Here is a 16,992-nt window from a genome sequence, read left to right on the forward strand (position 1 = left end):
CGGCATCGCTCGCGTCGCCGCCGACTTCCTGCTCAATCTGATCGCCTATAACCTGATCCGCATTCCCAAACTGCTTGCAGCGTAGCCGTACCGGGCGGCAACACCGCCCTCACGCAAAAAAAAATGCCTCGAGCTGGCGAACACACCACCTGAAACTTGATCGACGGCGTTCACCGAGACAAAAAAGACTCAAATCCTTGGGTTTTTCAGCAAACTGCTAGCCCGGATATCTCACAGCCTTAGGCGCATCGGGGCGCCGAATCAGCGAAAGTTCTTTTGCGAGAAGGACTTTCGGACGATTCGAGGAGCGCCCCGATGCCGACAGAGTGTAGCGCAGAACCGGTTCGCGCTGAACTGTTTGAGTTTGGCCCTGTGGAGGGCCGCGCCGTGGTGACGGGATTTGACGGTGGAGCGATCACCTCAGATGCCGGGGCTTTGCTGTTGGGCGCGGCGGATCGGGCGATCGGGCTGGTTGGCCGGTTTGCCGAATGCTTCATCGATCGGCGGCGGCCCGAACTTGTCGAGCATCTTGTGCCGACGCTGGTCGGGCAGCGGATATTCGGGATTGCGCTCGGTTACGAGGACCTCAACGACCACGACGAACTGCGGCACGATCCGGTGATGGCGGTGCTGGCGGGTAAGCTGCAAGCAGGCCGAACGGATTGTGCGCCGGTGGCCGGCAAGTCGACGCTCAACCGGCTGGAGCTGAGCCGTGAGGTGGCGACGCGTTACCATAAGATCGCGCACAATCCGGCGGCGATTGAAGCGTTGTTTGTCACGCTGTTCCAGGAGGCGCACAAGACGGCGCCCGGGGAAATCATCCTTGATCTCGACGCCACGGACGATCCGCTGCACGGGCATCAGGAGGGGCGGTTCTTTCACGGCTACTACGACAGCTACTGCTATCTGCCGCTGTACATCTTCTGCGGCCGTCATTTGCTGGCGGCGAAGCTGCGGCCCGCCAACATCGATGCCGCGGCGGGTTCGGTCGAGGAGGTTTCGCGGATCGTGGCGCAGATCCGGGCACGCTGGCCGCAAACGCGCATCATCCTGCGCGCCGATTCAGGCTTTGCGCGCGATGCGCTGATGAGCTGGTGCGAAGCTAATGGGGTCGACTTCATCTTCGGGCTGGCCAGGAACGTGCGCCTCGCCCGGGCGATCGGGGCCGAGTTGGCCGAGGCGCGCGCCGAGAGCCAAACGACGGGGCAAGCCGCGCGCCGCTTCAAGGAGCTGATCTGGACGACCCACAAGAGCTGGAGCCGCAAGCGACGGGTCATCGCCAAAGCCGAGTGGACCAAGGGCGAGGCCAATCCACGGTTCATCGTCACCTCGCTGACCGACGCCGATGGTGACGGCCGGCATCTCTACGAAGCGGTCTATTGTGCCCGCGGCGAGATGGAAAACCGCATCAAAGAATGCCAGATGGACCTGTTCGCCGATCGCACCTCCACCGCCACCATGAAGGCCAATCAGTTGCGGCTGTGGTTCGCCTCGATGGCTTACGTGCTGCTTGAGGGCCTACGTCGCATCGCCCTGCAGGCGACCGAACTGGCCGACGCCGCCTGCGGCACCATCCGCCGCAAGCTGCTCAAGATCGGCGCGCTGGTCACCATCAGCGTTCGCCGCATCAAATTCGCCATGGCGTCCGGCTGTCCCTACAAGGCTACATTTGCGACCGCGCATCGCGCCCTTGTCGCGGCTGCCGCCGACACCTGCTGAGCCGCGCGTGCCTCTCCTACATAACCGTTGTTGGTCCAGCGACGCTGCCGCTCGCCCGCCTTCACCCTCATGCCGTGTACCGTCGAGCCAAGACTCGCTTTCAGCGAGCCTACTGGCTCACCTGACAGCCACCCAGCGACAAAATGCTGTCCGGCACCAAGTCCCGGGCTTACAAACCCCGGGTGTGTGAGATATCCGGGCTAGAGCCGATCGAGGGCGTCGAGGCCGCCGCTGTGGGGTTGTGCGGGTCATCCGTCAGCTCCTGAATCGTTCGGGAAACAGGCCGCAGGCACAAAAGCACCGACCGGCGTGAACGGCCGCTCGGCTCTTCACGCTGCAACAGGCCAATCGGTAGGTGTGCGCCGTCGCGCCTTGCGTTCCAACAGCGATCGCCACCTCGACCGCAAAGCCCTCGGGCACCTTGAGGACGCTGCGTGCCTTCTCCACGTCAAATCCACTCATGCTGTATGCGGCCCAACCTGCGGCCCTTGCCTGGTTGGCAAAGTTGGCCCGAGCGGCACCGTGTCGAAGGAATGCGTCCGCGAGAATTGCGGCTCGGTCTTCCCGGGTGGCGTAAGGTCATTCCTCGACAGCAGGTAGATCAGCGCCGCCGCGTGTCGCGCCCAACCTGGTTGAACTCGATCAAAGGGGTAAGAAATCTGCGAATTCTGGCTGACCGTACAAGGCACAGAGAAAGCGCCGTGGTTGGGAATTAAAAAGCCGACGGCGCCCACTGAGCGGCCTCAAAGAAGGTATTCAGAACTCCTTCCGGGATCTGATGCTCGGTGAACCTACGCGGCGACCATCGATCGATGAATATCTGGTCCGCGAGATGTGCGGGTGCACGGATCTGGATGGCCGGCTCTCGAACGTTCATTCTCCTCTCTTTCGTCCTCTTGGCACCGGGCGGCGCCCGCCTGCGGTGTCGATGAAATAATCAGAAGGTGAACCCATCATAGAACCGGTCCGCGCGGATTGTAGTCTTGAACGTCGGTGATTTGTAGTCAGCGAGGATGTCCTGATTGGCTGTCGTGATTCCCACGCTTCAGTTGGGTATGTAACCCACTCGGCCAAGCAGACGAACGTTGTTGGAGACGTGCAGAGCCTGCTCTATCTGACCGAAGTTTCGCCGACAGGTCCGAAGAAGGCCGCGGTGGCACTGACACCCGCTTTCAATTGGAAACATCTGCTGCAGCTTTCGTCCTTTCATAGCGAGTTCGTCCTGGCGAGCATCCATCACAACGGTGATAGGCGATTGCTGCTAAGGAACGGCGAAAGCTGGGAAAGCAAAGCGCTGCTATTACTTCTGGCCTGTCAGACCGACGACGTGCTGCCTTTTGGTAGGTATGTCGCGGGCGTAGCGCCTCGACCAAATCCGCGTCCTCTTAACTAAGAGGTCGATTCCATGTTCTCGCTGCCCTTTATGATCACACATGCAATCTGGATAATCGCGTGATGGTATGGCGATCTTGCTCCTTGTGAACGCGGAGCAAAGCTCAGCCACTTGACCCTCCTCAATCGAGCCGACATATCAGGCCACGCCCTTGGTGCATTCGGTTTGTCGGGAATATCGAGTTCGATTTCGCCCGGCACCTCGATGATCGTTTCTGGATGATGGCCATTCTCGAGCAACGCGTATTTGAACGCTTGGGCGCGATTCACGAACAGACCGCCAAAGGTGCCGTTCTGTTCGCGGGCAACCCAGTTGCCACGACGGTTCCTGCCAACAAAGACGGTCGACGCAGCGAGGCTGCACGATGGACGTTCGACTAGCTTCATGTTCATACCTTCCATGACTTTCGACGGGGCATGCTCCTTAACCGACACCTCCCAAATACATACTGTAGCTGTTCTCAAAGGGGTCAGCCGCCTGCAGGATGGTTCACTTACCGCGCTCGAATATCGACCCCATCGAATATGAATTCCACGGCAAGGCCATGCCGATCTCATATGAGCAGCACACTTCTCGCAGCAAAGATCAGTGGCTCGGTGACTTCCGCGCCGTTCACGAACTTGCTGCATAACGTGCCGATCAAAAACTACGTGAAGGGGCTGTCTGGAACTGCGAGACCATCGCACTAACCGGTTTTGTCGGGGCAGGAGTGTTCGGCCGAGAGAAGTACCTGGAACGGCGCGCCTGCCTGATCTGTCTGCGAAACTAACCGCTTGCGTCGGAGCTCGGCAGGGCTTTATGGCCGGTTTTCTGTTTGAAAGCTGTAACAATCTGCCTGTCGGTGAAGTGCGCGGTAAACGCCACATTGATGTTCTCCGCTTCGGCACTGCCAAGCACAAACCGCGCGTCGCCATTAGAATAAATTGGGCAAGCTTCATCGGCAACTCCCGGAACGATCCGCACCGATTTGGTCTTCCTCATCCCAGCAATCGGCGTGCCGCTCGAGCGACTGTCTGACGCGAGCCTTGCTTGATGAGAAAAACACGCCTGCCTGCCAACGTCCCTGTGGAATGGCCGTGCCGTTTTTGTCCGCTTTCCAACATCAGGGTCTTCAATCGGACATGGATGGCGCGCCGAAGATGGAGGAAGATGATGCCGGTCGCCTGCTCGTGCCGAGCTTGAATATTAGCTTGAGTGTATGTCCTCGCCAGGACGCGCTTGGATCCGGACGTCATCCGGCATTAAGGGAGCCATGCCTCCCATGGTGACGCGCCGGAAAGACGGTTGGTGGCCGAGGCGAAAGATGTAGAGACGATTGAGCTCGCGATCGCGGTTTTGACGTCATCCAAACGGAAAATTTTAGCCAGTCAGATATCGGAGCAGGCCGCACATTAAGGCACGCTCATTGAGCCTTCTGTTACAGGCCGATGCGCATGGGCCTTTGAACACTGCGCGCTCGGCGATCGCGCTGGAGAGTCCGTCATGCGCTTCCATCAGGAAGAAGAGATCGCTGATGGAGCAGATTTAAGGACGCAGCATTTCTGCGGACAACGGTCAGCGCATCGATCAAGTCCGTTGGCCAGAACAGATTGTGGGTGTTGCATACCGGTGCCTTGCAGGTGGCGTATGATCCTCTCGGCGGTCGTCAACCAACCTTTGCCATGCGTCTGTCATCTTGATCAATGACTAACATTGTTAGTTGGCTGCGGCGAGTTTTGCACCTTAATAGAATTGACGCAGCAGTAACGTGGCTAAGCCCCTTACAGTGAGAAGATGGTCGAGCATCGACGGCAGAGGTTCAAAATACGCATGCGCCCGCCACCCAACGCGCCGATCGGGTTCATCGCGCTGCATCGTTGATCTTGCAATCCTCTGCGATGGTGAGACCCGCGCGACGCGGGCCGACCTGCGTGGCGCAAAGGTACAGCTACAAGAGACTGCGCCGGTCAGGCCACGAAACGACCGGCCATCTCGTTCGTGGCTACCGCCACAGCGAGGCGCCCCAAGATGGACGCGTCTTGCTCTACTCTGTCGCGCTCTAGCCTATCCGATTTGGTAGCTGCTCAAGCGACGTCGTCAGTGGTTTAGTTACTTTGGACTAAGGGGCGCCAATCGAGCTGCCCGTAAGATTTGTACAGAACCTCCAGTTCGGCCCGATGTCGTCAAGGCGCCTATCGTGCGCAGCGATCTAAGCGGTCGGCTGCGCAGCGTTTTTGCAGATGGAACGGAGAATGAAAATGCAACAGCGGAGCCCGCTCTCTAGTGATGGTCGGCCGACCGGACATTTTCGGAACACCGCCTACATGATCAATAAGAGCCGGCCGTATTTCGATGCAGCCCACACGGCGGGGCTCATGGCCGTCCAGGGACGTTCCACGATCGGACGCGCCTTTGTTTTGGGCGCCGATCCACTTGACAGTCGACCGGAGATAATTGATTTCGTGCGATGCTCTTACCTGGGCCTTGACAATCATCCCGTGATCGTTGCTGGCGCGATCGATGCGATCGAGGCGCATCGGTCATTGCATTGGTCATGCGCACGAACGCGACTCAATTTCGATGTTCTGGCAGAGCTTGAAGCAACCCTGTCGGAGATGTTCTGCGCACGCGTGCTCGCCTTTTCCACCGTCATGCTCGCCAATCTAGGCGCGATGCCCCTCCTTGCTTCGGGCCAATTGACGGGTGGAAGAAAGCCGGTTGTCGTGTTCGACCGCCTTGCACACATATCGCTCGCCTATCACAAGCCGGTGGTCGCTGATGAAACGCGGGTGCAAACGATTGCACACAACGACATCGACGCTCTCGAACGCTTGTGCCGCGAACATGCCGTGGTCGCCTACGTATGCGATGGTGTTTACTCCATGGGAGGGAATGCACCCGTCAAAGAACTACGTCAGCTCCAGGAACGCTATGGGCTCTTTCTCTATATAGACGATGCTCACGGCATATCGCTGTTCGGACGCCAAGGCGAAGGATTTGCTCGCTCCCAGTTCCCGCAAGTGCTGGGTGACCGCACGATCATAGTAGCCTCGCTGGCCAAGGGATTCGGCGCATCAGGCGGCATGGTGATGCTCGGAACGGCGGACCACGAAGCTCTGTTTCGACGGTACTCCATTCCATATGCGTTTTCGGTGGCCCCCAACCTGGCGGCGGTTGGCGCGGCGCTTGGCTCGTGCAAGATTCACCGCTCGGCAGAACTCGGCGAGCGGCAGAGGCGGTTGGCGCAACGGATCAAGGTCTTTGACTGTCGTGTCGCAACCGCGGAGCAAGGCAATTTATTTCCGATCAGGATGATCGCGATCGGATCGGAAGCCAAGGCGATTGCAATCGCAAGAGAGCTTCTCGATGCGGGCTTCTATACTTCGGTGACGTTCTTCCCGACGGTCGCGCAAGGACGCGCCGGGATTCGGGTGTGCATTACGGCCGATCATGAAGTCCACGATATAGAGCGGCTGTGCGACTGCATCTTAGAACAGGTACCCGACACAGCCGCGAAGCCAAGTATAGCATCGGCGCTCCCCTGAGGTGATGACAGCGATTCAGTGGAGAGAATTCGTGGAGCTGCCCGGTGCGACCAAGTTGCAATCACCTTATGTGGACAAGGAGGATGAAAGCTCGTCAACCTTCGGTCCATTGTTCAACTTCGAAGGTTTTTCCGGACTGTTTAGGCCAACGTCGACGCATCCCTACGCGAGGATGAATACTCACGCAGAGCGCTCCTACGCCCGACTGTATGCGCTCATTTTCGGTCAGTGTGCACTAGGAGAATATCCCGTATTCGGGACATTGGCGCGACGCCTTCGCAGTAGTATCACGCCCGTGCGCGATGTTGCTTTCGCCGCTTGTTCCAGCCAAGGCGATGCACACAAATCGGCGATCGGGAAAACCTGTGCCGCGGCTGAAGCCGGCCGAACTCGACAAAATGCTCAAGCTTCGCCTTGCGCCGGAACGTTTGGCATTCTCGATCGCAACAGATCGCATGTCCGACTGCCGCGGAGTCAAAGTCGTCCACGCAAATATTTGTGGGGCCGGTGCGCGCGAAACCCAGTGCCGTTTACAGCATATGGAACGACAACGACGATATTTCCTCCTGAGTCGTGCCCTCCTGTGCGTCCTAGCGCTGTGGGCTCGCTCGTTATCCCATTTGCGAGGGTTGGACGATTATGCTGATACCAGGAAAGCTCAGCGAGGAGCGCGTTGCTCTAGTGACCGGAGGAGCACGCGGGATTGGACTGGAGATCGTCCGCCGGTTCTTGGCCGATGGCTATCAGGTCGCTTTTGTGGCGACAACGGCAGAACACGTAGAGCGGGCGCTCGACATTCTTGGCTGTCCGGACGATCGGGTCCATGCTGAGAGGATCGACGTAACGCGACACAACGAGGTGGACGGATTTGTTGACCGCATCCGGGCACGTTGGGGCGAGATAGCGATTTTGGTGAACAATGCAGGCATCTCCCCCAAGCGCGTGGACCAGAATGCACCTTGGCTTTCGCAGACGTCCCTCGAGGAATGGGCGCGGGTTATCGATGTCAATCTCACCGGCCCCTTCATTCTCATGCGGCTCTTGGCACCAGCAATGATTGCGAAAGGCTATGGACGCATCATAAATGTCGGATCACTCGCGGGCCGCGCCATGCCAATCATCGCAGGGCCGCATTATGCAGCGTCGAAGGCGGGACTGGTCGGATTAACCCGCGCTGCTGCGCGGGATCTCGCTCCACACGGTATTACGGTCAATTGTATCGCTCCTGGGCGGGTTCTCAGCGATCTGACTGGGCCACCAGAGGCCGCTGTCAACCGCTCCGCTCTCAGCCGGATTCCGGTCGGCCGTTTTGGAACTGCTGAAGAGGTGGCGCACGTCGCAGCCTTTTTGGCGTCGCCGATGGCGGGCTTTATCACCGGTGCAACCATCGATATCACGGGCGGCGAGTTCGCTGCCTAAGTCGATGCATATCGGGTCCTTGGGCGGCGCGTTGACCTGTCCCTTTATGGTCTCCGTGCGTGATCTCGGTGATCCCAGCTTGTGGCCGCCGACGGTACAATGCTGGCCTCGCTGTGGCTCGCGGAATCCTCGATTGTCAGGCCACATAGATACGCCACAAAGTTGCGTCGAGCATGGAGAAGATGAATGCGACCGGAGCTGATACGCCAACCGGCGGCGGCCGCTCGCTGCTCGGCTTTCATACTCCTTTTGTCGCGGCCTGGCGGACCAGCCAATCCGGCGGCGTGGGCATGAAGGCTTACGTGCCGCTTGGCGTTCGCAAGGAAGATGGAGGCAGCTGCCAATCTGTCGAACCGCGCAGACTGCCAACGGCACGGCCGTATCGATTATCTCGGTTGTTCGAGGATCGACACGTCATCGATCCCACGAAGACGCGGCGCTCAAGGCGCATCTGCGCCGGATCCCAGTGCCGCCACCGCCCGCCAGTCACAAACACCTATGTATCGGTGCCTGGTAAGCAGCGCCGCGCTTGCGGTGGCGACAAGCTCGTGTCGCGTGGCAGTTCATATTCCGGAGCATCGGCATGGTTGGGAAAATGGAGCCCTTGATGGTGTTATCGCATCTGCGGGTCGTCGAGATCGGTAGCTCGGCCGCAACCAGCTATTGCGCGCGGTTGTTTGCTGATTTCGGCGCCGATGTTCAGAAGGTGGAGCCGCCAGCAGGCGATCCAATTCGCCGCAGTGCGCCACTCACGCCCGGTGGCCAGAGCGCGTGGTTCGCGTTCCTCAACTTCAACAAGTCAAGCGCAATCATAGATAGCGCCGACCCCGACGCGATCACACGGCTGACATCACTCATCGAGGATTGCGACATTCTGGTCGATGGACGCGATGTTGATCCCGCGGATTGCCCGTCCATTGACATCGCTGCGATCCGGCAGCGGCGCCCCCGATTGATCTACCTCGAAGCGAGCTGGTTCGGCCACCAGGGTCCCTATGCGGGATTCGCCGCAACCGATTCGACCGTCCGCTCGCTCGCTGGTCTCATCAAGCTGGTTGGACCGGTCGAGGGCCCGCCATTGCACGCTCCGGATTTCCAGACAGGTATCCTGGCCGGACTCTGGGGCTTCATTGCCGCGGCTTCTTCGGCGGTTGCGCAAATGCGGGGAGGGGCAGGGCGGTCGTGGTCGCTCAGCATTTTCGAATCGAGTCTTGCTCTTAGCGAGTATCAGATGTTCGAGGCGCTTACGTGCGGCGACCTAATGCGCCGGATTGGCATTAACCGCTTCTGGCCAAACTTTCCGGTCGGCATTTACGAAACCCAAAAAGGGTGGCTTGGCGTAACGACAATCACTCCGGCACAATGGAGCGCGTTCTGCGACATGCTCGGCCTATCCGAATTGCGTGATGATCCGGCTCTGGTCCTCGGCGCCGATCGTCTGAAACGCATGCAGCAGATCGAGCGACAGTTCATTCCGAGGTTGAAGACGCGGACAGCGCAGGAGTGGTTTGCGGAGGGACTGAAACGCAAGATCCCGATCGTCCCGGTACCCGAAATATCCGATCTGCTTCAGGACGCGGAGAAGAAGGCGCGCGGCGCAATCGTGCCAATTCTGCTTGGCGGCGAAGAAGAAGGCTTAACCGCTGGTTCGATGCAGCGGCTGACATCCACGCCGCCGCGCCAGGGCGGAAAAGTTCCTGCTCCCGGCGAGCAGCAGGCTTTCGGCAACATCCGAACACACCTGTCGCTCACTGCACCGTGGTCATCCGGCTGCATCGAGGCCGGCCGGCTGCCATTGCAGGGAATTCGTGTCATTGACTTCTCGATGGGCTGGGCGGGTCCGTTGTGTACGCGCACACTGGCTGATCTCGGTGCGGATGTCATCAAGATTGAAGCAATCCAGTATCCGGACTGGTGGCGCGGCGTTGACCGGCGCCCTGCTTACGTGAACGACAAGATGTATGAAAAGACGATCCGCTTCTGCATGGCAAACCGCAACAAGCGCGCCATCACACTCGACCTGACGCGGCCGCAAGGCCTCGCGCTTGCCAAACGCCTTCTGGCGGGAGCCGATATTGTCGTCAACAATTATTCGGTCGATGTACTGCCGAAGCTCGGGCTTGGCTACGACGTGCTCAGAACGCTCAATCCTCGGCTCGTTATGATGTCGATGTCGGCCTTTGGCGGGAACAGCGTCCATCGTAGTTGCCGAGCCTACGGCTCGACTCTCGAGCAAGGCTCGGGGTTGCCGACCGTGATCGGGAGCCCCGACGACCCACCCGTGATGAGCCACATCGCGTTCGGGGATGCCGTCGGCGGGTTGAACGGCTGCGCTGCGGTTCTGGTTGCGCTGACTCACGCCCGCAACACCGGGCAGGGACAGTTCATTGATCTGGCGCAGATCGAATGCATGATGCAGTTTGCGGCGCCATGGATCACCGTCCACTCGATCGGCGGTATGCCGCCCCCGAGGTATGGCAATCGACATCCGCAGTTCGTGCCGCATGGCTGCTTCCGATGTGCGGGGGAGGACAACTGGATCATGGTAGCCGCGACCGACGCGGACATGTGGCAGAGGCTTGCCACCCTTATTGGCCGGCCAGACTGGGCCACTGACGCATCGCTGAAATCTGCGGAAGGTCGCCGCGGCGTCGAGGATGTGATCGAGAAAGGCATCGAATCCTGGACGCTCACCCGCGATGCGGATCAGGCCATGTCTGAGCTGCAAGCCGTAAAGGTTGCTGCCGGCGTGGCCCGGTTGCCAATTGACCTGCTCAAAGACCGGCATCTCAGGTCGCGCGCATTTCTGCAGGAAGTCGAACGCGCTTTCATTGGCTGGCATCCGCAGCCCTCGATGCCGATTCGCGAAGGTACACGGCCCTATGCGATCCGCACAGCGGCGCCGACGCTCGGACAACATAACAGAGAGATCCTGTCAGGGCTTCTCGGGCTCTCCGACGCCGGGATCGCACAATTGGCGAGGGAGGGCATCATCGGCACGAAGATGCTCTCCGAAGCGGAGCTCGCAAAAACAAGGAAGACGTCGTCAGGCTAACAAATCGACGCTACGGCCTAGATTGACGGCCCGTCCGGCTTGGCAGATCGGCCAGCCAGCTGGTCAGAGATTCACGACGGAAGGAAGAGCGCCTGTCAGGCACGATGAGAAGAGCGACGATGCAAATAGGTTTCGAGACCTCGAAGTCCGTGGACCTGCGGCGGGTGGTCGTGGCCGACAATGGTCAGACAATCCGGGCCGCCCTGCAGTACATGCTGCATGATGAGATCGAAAAGCAGAGCGCGATGTATTGATCAATAGGCAAATCCTAAGGCAGACGAACTCGGCTAGATTCGATCGAGGTGCAGTGAAATGGGCTGGCTCGACGCCTCGCGGGGCGATCTTATGATCCGACGCCACCATTGCCGGTGCGTCGCACCGAAAAAAGAGCAAAATCGAATGCCTAGTGATCACCGCCGATCCGCAGTTGGCTGCTCAACGCCCATTTGTGGCCATTATTTCCCGCTGTCGCTCTTCAACTGGGAAGACCCGGTCTAGCCCGCATTTCTCACACTGTTAGGCGCATCGGGGAGCCGAATCAGCGAAAGTTCTTTTGCGAGAAGTACTTTGCGATGATTCGAGGAGCACCCCGATGCCGACAGAGTGTAGCGCAGAGCAGTTTGATTTTGGAAGGGTGGAAGGCCGCATCGTGGAAGCGGCCTTTGATGCTGGACTGGTGACGTCGGATTCAGGCGCCCTGCTTCTGGGCGCGACCGACCGCGCGATTGATCTGGTGGGGCGCTTTGCGGATTGCTTTCGCGATCATCGCCGGCAGGACTTGATCGAGCATGCGGTCGGGACGCTGGTCGGGCAACGGATCTTTGGCATCGCGCTCGGCTATGAAGATCTCAACGACCATGACGAACTGCGACACGATCCGCTGATGGCGGTGCTTTCGGGCAAGCTTGCGGCGCGGCGGCAGGACTGCGCACCGGTGGCCGGCAAGTCGACGCTGAACCGACTGGAACTGAGCCAGGAGGAACCTTCGCGCTATCACAAGATCGGCTATGACGCGGCGGCGATCGAGGCGCTGCCGGTGAGGCTGTTCCTGGAGGCGCATAAGCGACCGCTGGAGCGGATCATCCTCGATCTCGACGCCACCGATGACCCGCTGCACGGGCATCAGGAGGACGCTTCTTCCACGGCTATTACGACTGCTACTGCTATCTGCCGCTGTACGTGTTCTGCGGCCGGCATCTGCTGGCGGCCAAGCTCCGGCGCGCCGACATCGACGCCAGTGCGGGCAGCGTCGAGGAGGTTGCGCGGATCGTCCGGCAAATCCGCGCCCGCTGGCCGTTCGTGCGGATCGTGCTGCGGGCGGACTCGGGCTTTGCGCGAGAGACGCTGATGGCTTGGTGCGAGCAGAACCGCGTGGATTACCTGTTCGGGCTCGCCCGCAACGCCCGCCTGGTCGCCATGATCGAAGAGGAGCTTGCCGCGGCGAGAGCTGCGGCCGAGAAGACCGGCCGCCCAGCGCGTCGCTTCAAGGACTTCCAGTGGAGCACGCTCGATAGCTGGAGCCAGGAGCGCCGCGTCGTCGCCAAGGCGGAGTGGACGCAAGGCGAGGCCAATCCGCACTTCGTCGTCACCTCGCTCAAGCGCAGCGTGGCGGGAGCGCGGCAGCTCTATGAGGACATCTATTGCGCGCGCGGTGACATGGAGAACCGCATCAAGGAATGTCAGCTCGACCTCTACGCCGACCGCACCTCGGCTCAGACCATGCGCGCCAACCAACTGCGGCTGTGGTTCGCCTCGATGGCCTATGTGCTGATTTGCGCCCTCCGGCGCATCGGCCTTGCTGAAACCACCTTTGCGGACGCCACCTGCGGCACCATCAGGCTTAAGCTCTTGAAGATCGGGGCGTTGGTCCGCATCTCCTGCCGCCGCATCAAAATTGCCATGGCCTCGGCCTGCCCAGCCGCTGAAGAATGGGGCCGCGCGGCTCGCCGCCTGGCCAAAGCCACCAAGGCCCGCGCCTCGCCGGCCTGACACGCGCCGCTGCCACGCGCCCAATCGGCGGCATCATCAACCAGGCCCAACGCAGACACACAAAAAAACCAAATCGCCACCAGCGCCTTCGGCGCCACGATCCTCGTCGCCTTCAGCCAATCCACGAATACCCGTCGCAGATCAATTGGCCGTGTGAGAAATGCGGGCTAGGCGGCGGCGAAGGGATCTCACGTCGTCGTCGCGAACACAAATTGTCGAAGGACGCTCACAAGGTCAGCGGCTTCACAAAGTCCTGCAATGGATCGTTTGTTGCGCGACAATCATACTGGCTACGTCAGCTGGCAGAAGTGCGAGGACAATCAGAAGCTGCAGTTCGATAGCGCGTACATGGAGAAGATCTATGCCCGCAAATCGGCGGTTGCCGGCCGCGTTTTGCTCATTAGCTGATGTGTTGTGGTCAGTGCGGACGAATGATGCGCGTCTTCCACGGTTGGGAAATGAAATGCGCATCGCTACCAATGCCGCGGTGATGACGCCCATGGGGACGGGGCGGCTTGTCTGGAACTCGTAAATCGGCTTGGCGTGCGCGGGGCGTGCTTCTGTCTGAAAGCAAACGCGCCCGATGTCCAGAACCCGCCAAGCTGTTTGGAGCGCGACATTGCGCCCCTAAAAGCTGGTAGCGTTCCACTGCATTCAGCTGGCCCAAGTCCTGCTTCGCCCTCGGTCTACAAATCAGGAGGACGCCATGTCACTCGGCAACCCGCTTCCCATTATCTTCGACCACATGAGAATCAGTAATCTTTTTACTGCAATCTTCATTGCGACCACTGCTATGTTCCCGAAGAGTATCGAGATCAATACAAAAGACTTCTGGAGCCATCACAGTTATCTCTCGAGGAGATAACTAATTTCGTCGATCTCCTCGTCGACAGATATTCCCTAAGAAAGATCACGATAACTGGTGGTGAGCCGCTTCTCAAAATCGTGTTTCCGCGCTCCGCAGCTTTGATGGCCCATGCGAACAAGCGAGGCCTTCACGTCCAGTTGAACACAGGGGGGCTCGGCCAGGTGCCAATTCCTGATGTCGTCTCGATCTTCGACGATCTAGAGAAGCTAGTTTTCCAATTCAGCTTTGACGGTGCAAAGAAGGATACCGTGGACCGCTTCCGCCGCAAGCCGGGCGTTTACGACTCTGCACTTCGTCAGATGTCTGAGGCAGTCAATTGCGGGGCCTTGGTGCAGGCTAGGATGACCGCCAATCGGCACAACATCGGTGAGGCGCTGGACGCCTATCGGCTACTGTCGTCGATCGGGGTCGACTCCTTCAAGATCATGCCGATGTTCGCCTCAGGTGTCGCCCTCGACAACGAGGATGCGCTTTTGGGCTCAGCTGAGGAGATCAGAGAGCTGCAGGAAGCCCTGATCGCAATGGCTGCGCAGACCTCGGCACGCCTTGAACTGCCGCCGCCGATTTCGTTGACACGACGAAGCCGCGGCCGAACGTTAAATACATCGAATGCAATTGTGGTGTTGCCTCGGGCTACCTCTCTACAAATGGCGACCTCTATCCTTGCGTCTACGTGGTCGGGGATCCCGAAAGCCAGGAGTTCCGCGTCGGCAACATCCGATCGCTGGGATTCGATCTAGAGACTGCTTGGCGAACCTCGTCGGCTCTCAAGAAGTACCAGGCGAACAGCGGCTGCGCCCAATGCCCGACGCAGGTAGCCCTCCTGAAGAATGTCGAGAACCGTGCACTTGCCTGCGCATGACCCGGCGACGAACGAACCGAAGCCGTCTCCCCATCGGCGGTTCTCGATGCTCGAGGAGGCAACGTCCCGCCTTGTCGGAAGCTGCCGGTTCGACCCCCGTGTCTGTCCTAATCGTGTCCGAAGTTCTGATCGAGGCAGAAGGAGGGAGTATCAGAAGACATGAGAGAAGATCTCATACTCGTCGGACTCGGTCCCCATGCCCGGGCGAAGTACATTCCTCTGATCGAGGATGCCGTCGTCGGCGGCCGGACATCGGGCTTCCATGTCGTCGAGCTCGAGAGCGCGCGAAATGATGTGGATGCCTTCTTTCGGACCCGTGCATGCAAGCCGGTGAGCATCTCATATGTACCCGATCTTCGGCGACAGGGGATCTGGTATTCCGGCCATGGGGAGGACGTCCTTACGGCCGTGGCAGGTCTAGGCACAAAGGTAATCGTCTCGACCGAACCGAAGGCCCATCTGGGTTACCTTCGCGCGGCCCTCGGACTCGGCCTTGATTGCCTGGTCGACAAGCCCGTTGTTCTTCCCATGGGTTCGAATGGACTCCCTGCACCGAACCGTCTGGTTGCTGCGGTGGCGGAGCTTAAGGAGATCTGCAATCGGACTGGCGGCCGTTGCGTGGTAATGGCGCCGCGCCGCTACAATGCAGTCTACGAGCTGATTGGACGGTATGCGCGCCACACCTCCCGTAATCTCGGCACGCCGGTTACCTATATTGGGATCGAGCATCACGAGGGAGTGTGGAACACGGAAGAGGAGATCCTGTCCCGGGAAGACCATCCTTACCGGTACGGCTACGGAATGCTTTGCCATTCCGGCTATCACTACGTCGACATTCTCTCCAGCCTCCTAGGTCACAATGAGGACAACTTCGGGAGCCTGGCAGTCGAACTGGACGTCCACCGGGCGACGGCCGCCGACCAGGTCAGGCAGATCGGCCCGGATCCGGTGCACAGGCTTCGCGGCTCCGCGCCAGTCGCTGGACTGTTTCCGCGTCCACAGTTCTGGGGTGAGACGGACCTCGTCTCGGCAGGAGCCGCACGCCGTCGGGGGAGCCGCGATACCGTCTGTCTCTTCCGGCTCGATCTTCTGCAGACCAGCGTATCGCTGCGCAACTGGCGGCAATTGCCGACCAATGTCTACAACAAGAACGGGCGGTACGCGTCCGAAACCATCCGCCTGAATATCGGTCCCTTCGCTGCGATCGAGGCCAGGATCCTGAAGCGCCCGCACTTGGGCACGGAAGGTCATCCGCAATTGACCAGGCATGCGCACATCACGCTTTGGCGGAACGCCGGTTTCCTCGGCCGCGCAGCCTTTCGGGAAAGGTCCTATCCCGCGCGGGACACACTCGTCCGAAACGCCGACCTTGGCGCTGGCCGCAGAAGACTGTTTGACGATTGGCTGGGGGGACGCAGCGGCAAGAGCGCACTCGAATCGCACACCCGGACGATCTCGCTCTTCGCTCGCTTTCTGGCGGCGGTTACGACGGACCGAGGTGAAGCTACTGCATCACCCGCTATCGACAAGGTTCCGGCATGAATGTCGTCGCGTCAACTTCGGCGCGCTCTGGGCTTCTGGGTTTGCGATGTCGGCGGCGATAGGGCTCGGGACTGGAATTGCGGGACTGGAATGAAGCATTGTCGTCGCAGGTCGTGTCATCGGTCCAGGTCATGGCCGATGCGGCGTGGGTTCGGCTCCTCGTCCATGGAGACACTGGCTTTCGGTGACTTCAACAACGCTCGGCGCTTCGCTCGCGAGATCGAGCTGGTCGGCGCCGGCGGCATTTATGTCGTGGACAAGAGACTTCCAAAGATGAACTCGTTCCGCAGCCACACCCATTTGCTGGCCAATCCGATGGAAGTCTTTAAACGCATTCGGGCAATTGAGCATCATGTCCGCGAGGCGGACTTCGTCGTCGTGGCGCGTACAGAGGCCATGGTCTGCGGGTTTGAGCTCGAAGTCGCGCTTGAGCGCTGCAACTGCTATCGCCTTGCTGATGCCGACGCGATTCTCGTTCACTTGAAGAGACGTGATGCCGACGAGGTCAAGGCATTCACGCAGGCATGGCGCCAGCCTTGCCCCACTATCATCGTGCCGACTACCTATGCCTCGACCCAGATCTCTTCCAGCGATGGCCGCCTGCCAGATCGCCCAGAGGGG

The 16,992-nt window shown here is 59.8% G+C and carries 13 protein-coding genes and 3 pseudogenes; 12 read left to right on the plus strand and 4 right to left on the minus strand.

From position 1 onward, the window contains the following. Positions 1 to 315: 315 nt before the first annotated feature. The gene (locus tag KIP88_RS43220) at positions 316 to 1,719 is read left to right on the plus strand and encodes an IS1380 family transposase (protein ID WP_214494159.1); all 1,404 of its coding nucleotides are present in this window, start codon (positions 316 to 318) and stop codon (positions 1,717 to 1,719) included. Between the two features lie 255 nt (positions 1,720 to 1,974). Here the strand turns inward: KIP88_RS43220 and KIP88_RS47445 are convergent, their stop codons facing one another. Together KIP88_RS47445 and KIP88_RS48835 are read right to left on the minus strand one after the other, a co-directional pair. Next, positions 1,975 to 2,268, minus strand: a complete 294-nt coding sequence (locus KIP88_RS47445; protein ID WP_308163794.1) for a nitroreductase family protein — start codon at positions 2,266 to 2,268, stop codon at positions 1,975 to 1,977. A 163-nt stretch (positions 2,269 to 2,431) separates the two neighbouring features. Then, positions 2,432 to 2,596, minus strand: a complete 165-nt coding sequence (locus KIP88_RS48835) for a nitroreductase family protein (protein ID WP_374226598.1) — start codon at positions 2,594 to 2,596, stop codon at positions 2,432 to 2,434. Between the two features lie 219 nt (positions 2,597 to 2,815). On the opposite strand from KIP88_RS48835, the gene KIP88_RS43230 reads away from it, so the two are divergent. Beyond that, entirely contained in the window at positions 2,816 to 3,112 is a 297-nt protein-coding gene (locus tag KIP88_RS43230; protein ID WP_214494160.1) for a hypothetical protein, read from the plus strand. Between the two features lie 170 nt (positions 3,113 to 3,282). On the opposite strand, the pseudogene KIP88_RS48840 reads toward KIP88_RS43230, so the two are convergent. Both KIP88_RS48840 and KIP88_RS43240 read right to left on the minus strand, forming a co-directional pair. Next, positions 3,283 to 3,498, minus strand: a pseudogene (locus tag KIP88_RS48840) (hypothetical protein); the annotation flags it as partial. Between the two features lie 379 nt (positions 3,499 to 3,877). Then, positions 3,878 to 4,093, minus strand: a complete 216-nt coding sequence (locus tag KIP88_RS43240; RefSeq protein ID WP_214494161.1) for a hypothetical protein — start codon at positions 4,091 to 4,093, stop codon at positions 3,878 to 3,880. A 1,256-nt stretch (positions 4,094 to 5,349) separates the two neighbouring features. Here KIP88_RS43240 and KIP88_RS43245 point away from each other — a divergent pair. From KIP88_RS43245 to KIP88_RS43285, 10 genes and pseudogenes are all read left to right on the plus strand, one after another. After that, entirely contained in the window at positions 5,350 to 6,636 is a 1,287-nt protein-coding gene (locus KIP88_RS43245; protein ID WP_214494167.1) for an aminotransferase class I/II-fold pyridoxal phosphate-dependent enzyme, read from the plus strand. Positions 6,637 to 7,275: 639 nt separating this feature from the next. Then, positions 7,276 to 8,055 carry an SDR family NAD(P)-dependent oxidoreductase gene (locus KIP88_RS43250; RefSeq protein ID WP_214494162.1) on the plus strand — a complete coding sequence of 260 codons (780 nt, stop codon included), beginning with the start codon at positions 7,276 to 7,278 and terminating at the stop codon, positions 8,053 to 8,055. Between the two features lie 607 nt (positions 8,056 to 8,662). Beyond that, positions 8,663 to 11,110, plus strand: coding sequence for a CaiB/BaiF CoA-transferase family protein (locus tag KIP88_RS43255; protein ID WP_249791486.1), 2,448 nt, complete (start codon positions 8,663 to 8,665; stop codon positions 11,108 to 11,110). 119 nt (positions 11,111 to 11,229) lie between these two features. Beyond that, entirely contained in the window at positions 11,230 to 11,364 is a 135-nt protein-coding gene (locus KIP88_RS48050; protein ID WP_283848584.1) for a hypothetical protein, read from the plus strand. Positions 11,365 to 11,702: 338 nt separating this feature from the next. Then, positions 11,703 to 13,099: pseudogene (locus KIP88_RS43260) on the plus strand (IS1380 family transposase). Positions 13,100 to 13,357: 258 nt separating this feature from the next. Continuing rightward, positions 13,358 to 13,507, plus strand: a complete 150-nt coding sequence (locus tag KIP88_RS43265; RefSeq protein ID WP_214494164.1) for a hypothetical protein — start codon at positions 13,358 to 13,360, stop codon at positions 13,505 to 13,507. A gap of 369 nt (positions 13,508 to 13,876) precedes the next feature. Then, a pseudogene (locus KIP88_RS48845) lies at positions 13,877 to 14,278 on the plus strand (radical SAM protein); the annotation flags it as partial. 293 nt (positions 14,279 to 14,571) lie between these two features. Beyond that, positions 14,572 to 14,829 carry an SPASM domain-containing protein gene (locus tag KIP88_RS48850; RefSeq protein WP_214494168.1) on the plus strand — a complete coding sequence of 86 codons (258 nt, stop codon included), beginning with the start codon at positions 14,572 to 14,574 and terminating at the stop codon, positions 14,827 to 14,829. Between the two features lie 159 nt (positions 14,830 to 14,988). Next, the gene (locus tag KIP88_RS43280; protein WP_214494165.1) at positions 14,989 to 16,371 is read left to right on the plus strand and encodes a hypothetical protein; all 1,383 of its coding nucleotides are present in this window, start codon (positions 14,989 to 14,991) and stop codon (positions 16,369 to 16,371) included. 165 nt (positions 16,372 to 16,536) lie between these two features. After that, positions 16,537 to 16,992: isocitrate lyase/phosphoenolpyruvate mutase family protein (locus tag KIP88_RS43285; protein WP_214494166.1), on the plus strand; the 456-nt coding region annotated here is incomplete at its 3' end.

The organism is Bradyrhizobium sp. SRL28 (assembly GCF_018596315.1).
GTDB lineage: Bacteria > Pseudomonadota > Alphaproteobacteria > Rhizobiales > Xanthobacteraceae > Bradyrhizobium.

What these genes read in the sequence shown, in the direction of transcription:
- KIP88_RS43280 (WP_214494165.1), top strand. Translation starts at nt 14,989, where the DNA reads ATGAGAGAAGATCTCATACTCGTCGGACTCGGTCCCCATGCCCGGGCG.
- KIP88_RS48050 (WP_283848584.1), top strand. Translation starts at nt 11,230, where the DNA reads ATGCAAATAGGTTTCGAGACCTCGAAGTCCGTGGACCTGCGGCGGGTG.
- KIP88_RS43265 (WP_214494164.1), top strand. Translation starts at nt 13,358, where the DNA reads ATGGATCGTTTGTTGCGCGACAATCATACTGGCTACGTCAGCTGGCAG.
- KIP88_RS43250 (WP_214494162.1), top strand. Translation starts at nt 7,276, where the DNA reads ATGCTGATACCAGGAAAGCTCAGCGAGGAGCGCGTTGCTCTAGTGACC.
- KIP88_RS43255 (WP_249791486.1), top strand. Translation starts at nt 8,663, where the DNA reads ATGGTGTTATCGCATCTGCGGGTCGTCGAGATCGGTAGCTCGGCCGCA.
- KIP88_RS43220 (WP_214494159.1), top strand. Translation starts at nt 316, where the DNA reads ATGCCGACAGAGTGTAGCGCAGAACCGGTTCGCGCTGAACTGTTTGAG.
- KIP88_RS43240 (WP_214494161.1), bottom strand. Translation starts at nt 4,093, where the DNA reads ATGAGGAAGACCAAATCGGTGCGGATCGTTCCGGGAGTTGCCGATGAA.
- KIP88_RS48835 (WP_374226598.1), bottom strand. Translation starts at nt 2,596, where the DNA reads ATGAACGTTCGAGAGCCGGCCATCCAGATCCGTGCACCCGCACATCTC.
- KIP88_RS43245 (WP_214494167.1), top strand. Translation starts at nt 5,350, where the DNA reads ATGCAACAGCGGAGCCCGCTCTCTAGTGATGGTCGGCCGACCGGACAT.